1 protein-coding gene is annotated in these 299 nt (G+C 61.2%); it reads right to left on the bottom strand.

Translation table 11 applies throughout. The features are described 5' to 3' along the window. Nucleotides 1–270: DUF2776 family protein (locus SB754_RS19760; protein ID WP_410784089.1), on the bottom strand; the 270-nt coding region annotated here is incomplete at its 3' end. Between the last annotated feature and the right edge of the window lie 29 nt (nt 271–299).

Raw genomic sequence — 299 nt, 5'->3', positions numbered from 1 at the left:
CCAGATGACGGCGGCGGCGGCAGCCGCGTAGCCGGAGAGTGGAAGGAAGATGCTCCACACGCGCCCATAACGGTCGATGAGCTGCCTGATAATGGTGGCCGCCGTAGTGAACAGCGCATAACAAATGGCGGTCAGCCCCATGTTGACGTGTCCGGCGACAAAGTGACCGGCATCATCCGGGCCGGCCAGGATGTAGAGGCCGTAGGAGAGGCAGACAGCGCCCATCAGAAGCGGAATGGCGCGAAAAACAGCACTTATTGTCCGGTTCACGGGTACCCCGAAAATCAAGCGTGGAGCGG

The organism is Leifsonia sp. SIMBA_070, from assembly GCF_046534635.1.
Classification (GTDB): Bacteria; Actinomycetota; Actinomycetes; order Actinomycetales; family Microbacteriaceae; genus Leifsonia.
This window is presented reverse-complemented; position numbering and strand designations above follow the sequence as displayed.